The organism is Chlorogloeopsis fritschii PCC 6912, from assembly GCF_000317285.1.
Lineage (GTDB): Bacteria > Cyanobacteriota > Cyanobacteriia > Cyanobacteriales > Nostocaceae > Chlorogloeopsis > Chlorogloeopsis fritschii.
On the sequence record NZ_AJLN01000118.1, the window covers coordinates 1 to 7,140 of the forward strand.

Sequence of the window (7,140 nt, forward strand, 5' to 3'; positions counted from 1 at the left end):
CCGTGAATTCACCAGTATTCCCCCTCGTCCTGGTATCTATGCAATTAGACACAAAACAGACGGTTTGCTCTATATCGGTAAAACCAAGAGTTTGCGGAGTCGTTTTAGTGGGGGACATAAGGCTTTTTTGTAGGCATGGCTCGATAAGTATAATGATGAAGATATTCGGATTGCAGTGCAGCCAATTTCTTACTGGGAAAACCCTGGGTTACTATTGGAGTTAGAAGCAATAATTCTCAGGGCTACCGAACCTCCTGACAACGTCCAAATCCCAGCCGAAAGGTGAACTTATGCAGGCTAAAAGTAAAGAACAACTGACAAGTAACGATGCCGATGTTATTTTAGAACTTCTACCTGATCGCATTCGGGAGGCTTTAATTAATCGTGCTGCCGAAATTGAGTATCCTGTTGAGGCGGTTATTGAAATGGCAATCGCAAGTTTTCTCGATACAGAAGCATTGGGTTTTGCTGATTGTAAACCGGGAAGAGGTAATTAAGCTCAAATCCATGCTGTGATTGAGTTAATTTAGGTAGCTCGAAGTTGTGCGATCGCCCCACGGCTCAGTAGATGCAGGATGGGTTAGGCGTTAGCCGTAACACATAAACCAAAAGCTGGAATTGTGATTATGTTCATGACAATCCAGTGCGACATGGGTTGTGCGATTCTGCATCGCAGAGGCTTCGCTAACGGGCTGCGGATTGGCTTTATTCTAGTTTTCATCGATATGTGGCACATGGTGTTTATCCAGTTGATTGGGGATTGCAGGAAACGATGATTTCACCAGTTGATGTCGGGAACGAGTGAACCTCTCTATATACAAATGGTTGAGAATTTATAAGTTAGGTTATGCGTTACGCTGCACTAACGCATCCTACAAGATTGGCGATCGCACTGCCTTGATTAAGGATGGATGGAATATGACTCATGATCCGTTGCAGATTAAGGTGGGCGGTGTAGACATGGCGTTTGCTGGCAGCAGAGCAGGAGCGATCGCCCGGTTGATGAAAACTGCGATCGCACTCTTCCAATGATTGACTCGAAATTTCTTCTTTACAGGAGGAGATGACGAGTCAACGATTCGAGAAGCATTGCGATTGCTACGTGCAGACGAGCAGTTAAATCAATTGGAGACTGTTTTAGCATTTTTTGCTACCTTTGTGTTAGAGAATGAATTAGTTAATGTCAAATAAGTTCTTGTTTCAAAATTCTGGACTAGCCTATTAATCAATAGTTTTAATCCAAAATCCAAAATTGGTATTAGATGTGAATTGTATATTGTGTTTTTCATTAAACAAAAAATATGAGTCAAGCTTTAACTAAATCGATAACATTTGATGAATTTATCGAATGGTATCCAGAAAATTTTGAAGTACGTTACGAATTACATGATGGGGTAATTGTTGAAAGGGCCAAGCCTAGAGGAAAACATTCTAGAGTGACTGGTTTTACAATTAACCATCTCAATATAGCTATTGCAAACTTGAATAAAGAGGACATTTGGTTTATTCCCAGAGAATCAATAGTCAAAACATCAGTTGGTAAATCGGGATATGAACCGGATATTATTGTTTTAGATGAACAAGCTCTAATTCATGAAAAAAGGTGGGAAAGTGAGTCAATTATTGAAATAGCCGATTCGGTCAAATTAATTGTTGAAGTTGTCAGTACAAACTGGCGCGATGATTACTCAAAGAAATCTGCGGACTATGAGGAAATGGGGATTCAAGAATATTGGATAATTGATTATGAAGCTTTAGGTGGTAAACGGTTTATTGGTGCTCCCAAACAGCCAACAATTTCAGTTTATCATCTCATTGATGGGGAGTATATCATGACTCAATTTAGAAATAATGACCAAATTATTTCTCCAATATTTCCTACTTTCAATCTCACTGCCAACCAAATTTTTAATGCTCATCTGTAATCATCTAAACCCTTGATTTTTCGTCTCACTGCGTAAGTCCTATTTTTACTTTGCATTCAGAGAAAAGTCCGTTATTGCCTTCGCGTGGGATGCTTTCAAATCCATATTACTTAATTTTACCCCCCAAGCACTGTCTGGGTGTCATGCAGAATTGACGTTTAAATACAGAAAAAGTTGATGCCAACGTTGTTTTTTAACTGTAGATTTCATCGTTGCTTCCCTTTGTGCCTATCCTCAAAGGAGGAGATGATGTGCTAGTAGGTATTTATAATTCGTTTTCTCAGTTAGTTTGTTGGGTTCCACTACCCTAACCTGCGGGAACCCTCTACTTTACAGAAGCCGCTCCGCGCTCCGCGTCTACGAGGGAACGGGAAGCAAGCTACGTTCCAACCTACACGAGATTGCGATAAGCTGGAGGCTTGACGCTTCGCGTATCGCACTTAGGGTGCATTAACTAAATATTTATACAAGTCATCAATCACCACACTAGCAGCAGATGGATCGTCCCACACTATCCATGCCCAAAAATCGACAAGATAAACCTGTCCTTTTTGAACAGCTTTTAGCTTTTTCCAAAGGGGTTTGTGTTTTAGCTTTTCATAAGCTTCTCTAGCACCAATATTGTGAACCGGAAAAAATAGAATATCGCCATCTAATATCTCCAGCCTTTCCTCAGAGATGTTATAAATCGCACCATTGGGTGCAACAACATTTTGTGCTGGTGGGCGTTGTAGTCCAAGTTCATCAAGGATAGAGCCGATAAATGAGTTCTTAACAAAAGTGAAATTGTTATACCCAATAGCACTAGCCACAGAAATTGTTTGATTTTGATAACGATTACCTAAGGCTACTTTGAGTTCCTCAAGCCTTTGATAGTACTTATTCATGACTTTCTGCGCTACTGCTTCTTTCCCTAAAACCTCAGCGACAAAGCTAAATTGGTCTTTCCACTTAGGTTCTTTCCAGTTGGGCATATTAGAAGGAACCACGACTGTAGGAGCAATTTGAGAAAGCAAAGGGTATATTGCTCTAGCATCTTCCCAAGCCAAAATTAAATCAGGCTTAAGTAGTAAGATTTTCTCCAGATTAGGGTCAGTTGCCAAGCCTATTTGCTGAATCCCTTCTATTTCTTCCCCAAGATGGGCTTGTTCGCTTGGATAGTTTGCATTCAAATCCTGAATTGAATGAACAGTACTACCAATGGGTTTTACACCCAGGGTAAGCGCATTACTCAGCAAGCTAAAAGGCGAAAGGATAATGACCCGTTTAGGATGAGCGGGAACACAGGTTTCCCCCATAAGGTGTTCCACGACTCGGCAAGGGCTTAAAGGCGGTGGTTTAGTACTCAGTATTACGCTATACTCAATCGCCGTACTGCTACAGCCTGAGACGATCCCAATTGTAAGTAGTGCTAGTAATAGTTGTTGTTTTACCCCCTTCAATCCCCCCTTTATAAGCAGAAGGGAAGTTGGTATCGGTTCCCTCCCTTTAGTAAAGGGAGGATTAGGGTGGGGTTGACTGCTGTAACTAACGAATCGTCTGAGCGATCGCCTGCAAAACTCCATCCAATTTTTGGTCAACCTGCTCATTCGTAAACCCACTACACGAATTCCATTTGCTTTACTCTCCTTCATCCCCCATTAGTAAGGCAGTAAACAACAGTAGTTGCGGCTGGCTCCTTCCCCTTTGCAAGGAGAAGGTTTGGGAGGGGTTAAAACTGCCACGAAATCGTACCCTGCACCGCGAACGGCTCACCATAAGAAATAGTTAATGGACTAAAGGTACTTTCAAAATAATCTACATTGAAAAGGTTTCTAAAATTGAGGGCGGCACGAAACTGATCGCGCCTATAAAAAATCGCTGCATCTGTCCGCAGATAGCTGGGGAGTTCAACGCTATTGTCCAAATCAACTTGCCGTCCTCCGACATAGAATAATCCCAAGCCAAATCCTAACCCTTGTAAGGTACCCTGCTGAATTTCATAACTAGTCCATAGATTAAAGGCATTTTCTGGAACACCATTCAACCGATTACCCACGGGAAATGTGTTGTCTTGGGTGATTCTGGCATCGGTGTAGGCATAGCCTGCAAGGATGTTCCATCCCGGCAAAATTTCACCTTGAACCCTGAGTTCAATGCCTTGGCTACGCTGTTCTCCAGTTTGAATCGAGAAGTTAGGATTGTCTGGATCAGTGGTTAAGACATTAGTTCGAGTTAGGTCATAAAAGGCAAGAGTTGTAGAAAGTTGGTCATTCAAATCAGCCTTAATTCCAACTTCATACTGAGTGCCACGCTCCGGTTGGAATGGGCTACCATCAAAGGCAGTACCAGTAACTGGGTTGAATGAGCGACTGTAGCTGGCATAGAGAGAAATGGGTTCAATCGGCTGATAAACAATCCCCACACGCGGACTGAAGGCATTCCCCGATTGACTGGTTCTGGTATCTGTCAGCAAATCTTGGGTAATTTGCTCAAATAGATCAAACCGCCCGCCCAACAATAACTTGAGATTAGGAGCCAGTGTCACCTGGTCTTGAATATAAATCCCTAAAGTGTCCGTGACGGTTGAGGTATTACCATCGTTCCTATAAGGCCCAGCAAAAGGCTGCCCATACACAGGGTTAAACACATCTAGTGGTACAGCAGGTGCTGTGAAAAGCCTGAGGTCTTGCTCGTATCGACCCAAATCAACACCAAAGACTAGCTGATGCTCAATTGAACCTGTAGAAAATCTGCCTGTTAGATTAGTGTTTAGGTCGTAGATGGTTACATCATTCTCCTCGTCGTAAAGTTCGCCATTCAATGTTCGATTATCGGGATCAAGACTCGTATTGATACGCCAGCCGTTTTCCCATATACGGTCAAAGAATCTCGCCTGAAACGCATTTTGTAATGACCAGTTATCGCTAAACTCGTGCTGTAGGCGATATCCCACTCTGCTTCTTTTGCTAGTCAGAACAAAGTCAGGGTTTCCAACAAAACGATTGCGCGGGATGCGTCCATTAGGGTTGGGCAGCACTGTACCGACTGCTGGCAAGCCTGTAAAATTAGTTTCGTTTGTCTGTGTGTACTCACCTTCTAAGGTGAAGCTAGTGCGTTCCCCAATTGCCACACTCACAACAGGCGCGATCGTGAATTGATCACGCTCAACAAAATCAATAAAACTCCCTCTAACTAGGTAGGATGCGTTCAGTCGGTACAAAACCGTCCTGGAATCGTTTAATGGTCCTGATAAATCAATAGCACCCCGATAGAAGTCATAACTGCCAATGGTGGCATCAACAGCATAAAAGGGGTCGCGCAGCGGTTGTTTCGTTACTAGATTAATGGTTCCACCAGGATTGACTGCCCCATAAAGCACGGAAGCCGGGCCTAAGAGCACTTCAATTCTTTCAATGTCGGGAGTTGTTTCCGCATTCAAACCTCCAGCCTCTCTCAACCCATTTCTGAGAACAAGGTTGCTAGCAAAATCAAAGCTAAGGAAGCCTCTAATAATGAAGTTGCTAATTTGTGTTGTTGAAGAATTGAATGGAGCTACCCCAGGAACGTTTCTTAGGGCTTCGTTGTAGGTAGTGACATTTTGATCGCGCAGCACCTCTTGCGGCACAACTTGAATCGATTGGGGAATGTCGCGCAGGGGAGTGTCGGTGCGAGTACCTACACTGGTATTCGGTACGCGATATCCATCCCGTTCCCCCGTCACCACCAATTCAATCGGCTCATCCTGCTGGGCTGCGGGTTGTTCTTCTGGTTTCTGAGTCGCTGGTTTTTCCGGCTCCTGTGCTGCTGTGGCTGTAGATGCAACTGCAAAAATCAACCCCACGTTATCATCAAATAACTCAACCGCAGGTAAAGCTTTCTCCCCAACTACCGTTATCCGCACCGTATTCGCGTCAATATTTGCAACCGTTATCTCTGTAATTCCTTCGATGGGTTTTTCTGATTTAAACGTGAAAGCATTGCCATCAGGTAAACGCAACTGCCCACCAGTGATATCTGCAATAAAATTATTCCCCGTACTGCGATTTGTGACTTGCAGTTTCTCACCTTGGGCTGTCTCCAAAACTACTTCTACACCTTTATCGGTTGGGTTTGCTCTCACCCCCGTAATTGTAATAACTTCCCCTGGGGTTGCGTTGGTTGGTGCTGGTTGTTGCACTAACATTTGGGCACTGGTTGCAGGAAATTTGATATTGCCCAGTTGAGAAATATTTGTATTCTTTAACTTTTCTGATGCCAATCCCGGTTCAGTGGCGACAGTGCCTAAAAAACCCGATAAACTAATTATCAGCCACAAACGCATACCAAAAGAAAACTGCCAAAGCTTCATAATAGCTCCTCAATCACACCATTTGAAGTTGCGATGGTTGTAGACCGGGCTTTGCCCATCGCACGAAATCGATAACGAGACTATTGCAAATAATTCTTATTCAATTAGTAAAATTGAGTATATAAAAATGCCAACAACTCTCTCTACTCAAAAAAGGCACTCATCCAATACAGTTCTGAAGAGCAAAAAATTCAAGAAACTTATTGGCTATAAGTCTTATTTTTACGCCTTTTCCCTTTCCTCTTTACCCTTTAACCTAACCGTATTGACTACTTGTCTACTCCAAAAGGGCATTACAGTGAATAGGTGACAGTAAACAGTTAACAGATAACTGGAGAATTGTCTCAAAAAGTGCATCAGCGTGTTGAATCTCTTTCTTTGAAGCGATTGCAAAATCTTCGTGTAGACGGGCTTTGCGCAGCTTCTCGCAGAGTAGCTTTGCTTGATTGTAACAGCATAAGCGATTCACAAGTTTGGTTGGAAGCACTTGAGAATTAGGATAGTCAATGGTAAGTTTTTGATGCTCGTGCCGATTTCAGCAGACTTTTCATGCGTCGAGATTCGATATTTTATAAGTTATTTCAACAATCACCAACTTTACTATTTGAACTATTGACAAATCCGCCGACAAATGCAGAAGAATATAAATTTGATTCGGTAGCTGTTAAAGAACCGAAATTTGAGATTGATGGAGTGTTTTTACCACCAGAAAATGATAGTCCAGGTGTGGTTTATTTCTGCGAGGTGCAATTTCAGAAGGAGTGCGGCTCGTTCTCAGCAGGAACCCCTAGAAACTAGGGATGTATGGCTAAGGTATATTTTGAAAAGTCACCATCAAAATGTATAACTGTTCTTTTGATGTAGGTGAGCCAAGTAACCTAGAAC

9 protein-coding genes and 1 pseudogene are annotated in these 7,140 nt (G+C 42.7%); 8 read left to right on the plus strand and 2 right to left on the minus strand.

Features of this window, described 5'->3' with window-relative positions; all coding sequences use genetic code 11:
- The first annotated feature begins 34 nt into the window (after positions 1 to 34).
- The 6 genes from UYC_RS39630 to UYC_RS0127635 all read left to right on the plus strand — a co-directional run bounded on the left by UYC_RS39630 (position 35) and on the right by UYC_RS0127635 (position 1,925).
- Positions 35 to 133 (plus strand): GIY-YIG nuclease family protein, encoded by a 99-nt coding sequence (locus UYC_RS39630; RefSeq protein ID WP_268743990.1) that lies wholly within the window; start codon positions 35 to 37, stop codon positions 131 to 133.
- A 157-nt stretch (positions 134 to 290) separates the two neighbouring features.
- Positions 291 to 497 (plus strand): hypothetical protein, encoded by a 207-nt coding sequence (locus UYC_RS0127620; RefSeq protein WP_016874051.1) that lies wholly within the window; start codon positions 291 to 293, stop codon positions 495 to 497.
- A gap of 129 nt (positions 498 to 626) precedes the next feature.
- Complete coding sequence (locus UYC_RS38220; protein WP_157171282.1) at positions 627 to 776, plus strand: hypothetical protein; 150 nt, start codon at positions 627 to 629, stop codon at positions 774 to 776.
- Positions 777 to 801: 25 nt separating this feature from the next.
- Complete coding sequence (locus UYC_RS0127625) at positions 802 to 1,032, plus strand: element excision factor XisH family protein (protein ID WP_016874050.1); 231 nt, start codon at positions 802 to 804, stop codon at positions 1,030 to 1,032.
- A complete protein-coding gene (locus tag UYC_RS39110) occupies positions 1,033 to 1,191 on the plus strand; it encodes a hypothetical protein (RefSeq protein ID WP_016874049.1) in 159 nt (52 codons plus the stop codon). It begins immediately after the preceding gene.
- A 110-nt stretch (positions 1,192 to 1,301) separates the two neighbouring features.
- On the plus strand, positions 1,302 to 1,925 hold the full coding sequence (locus UYC_RS0127635) for a Uma2 family endonuclease (RefSeq protein ID WP_016874048.1): 624 nt from the start codon (positions 1,302 to 1,304) through the stop codon (positions 1,923 to 1,925).
- A 440-nt stretch (positions 1,926 to 2,365) separates the two neighbouring features.
- Here UYC_RS0127635 and UYC_RS0127640 read toward each other — a convergent pair whose 3' ends face one another.
- On the minus strand, positions 2,366 to 3,559 hold the full coding sequence (locus tag UYC_RS0127640; RefSeq protein ID WP_235082920.1) for an ABC transporter substrate-binding protein: 1,194 nt from the start codon (positions 3,557 to 3,559) through the stop codon (positions 2,366 to 2,368).
- A gap of 77 nt (positions 3,560 to 3,636) precedes the next feature.
- On the minus strand, positions 3,637 to 6,255 hold the full coding sequence (locus tag UYC_RS0127645; protein WP_016874046.1) for a TonB-dependent siderophore receptor: 2,619 nt from the start codon (positions 6,253 to 6,255) through the stop codon (positions 3,637 to 3,639).
- A gap of 339 nt (positions 6,256 to 6,594) precedes the next feature.
- Here UYC_RS0127645 and UYC_RS38225 point away from each other — a divergent pair, with 339 nt between their 5' ends.
- Together UYC_RS38225 and UYC_RS0127655 are read left to right on the plus strand one after the other, a co-directional pair.
- Positions 6,595 to 6,753: a hypothetical protein gene (locus tag UYC_RS38225; RefSeq protein ID WP_071588432.1), complete on the plus strand. Its 159-nt coding sequence runs from the start codon at positions 6,595 to 6,597 to the stop codon at positions 6,751 to 6,753.
- Between the two features lie 51 nt (positions 6,754 to 6,804).
- A pseudogene (locus UYC_RS0127655) lies at positions 6,805 to 7,017 on the plus strand (DUF2887 domain-containing protein); the annotation flags it as partial.
- Positions 7,018 to 7,140 lie beyond the last annotated feature (123 nt).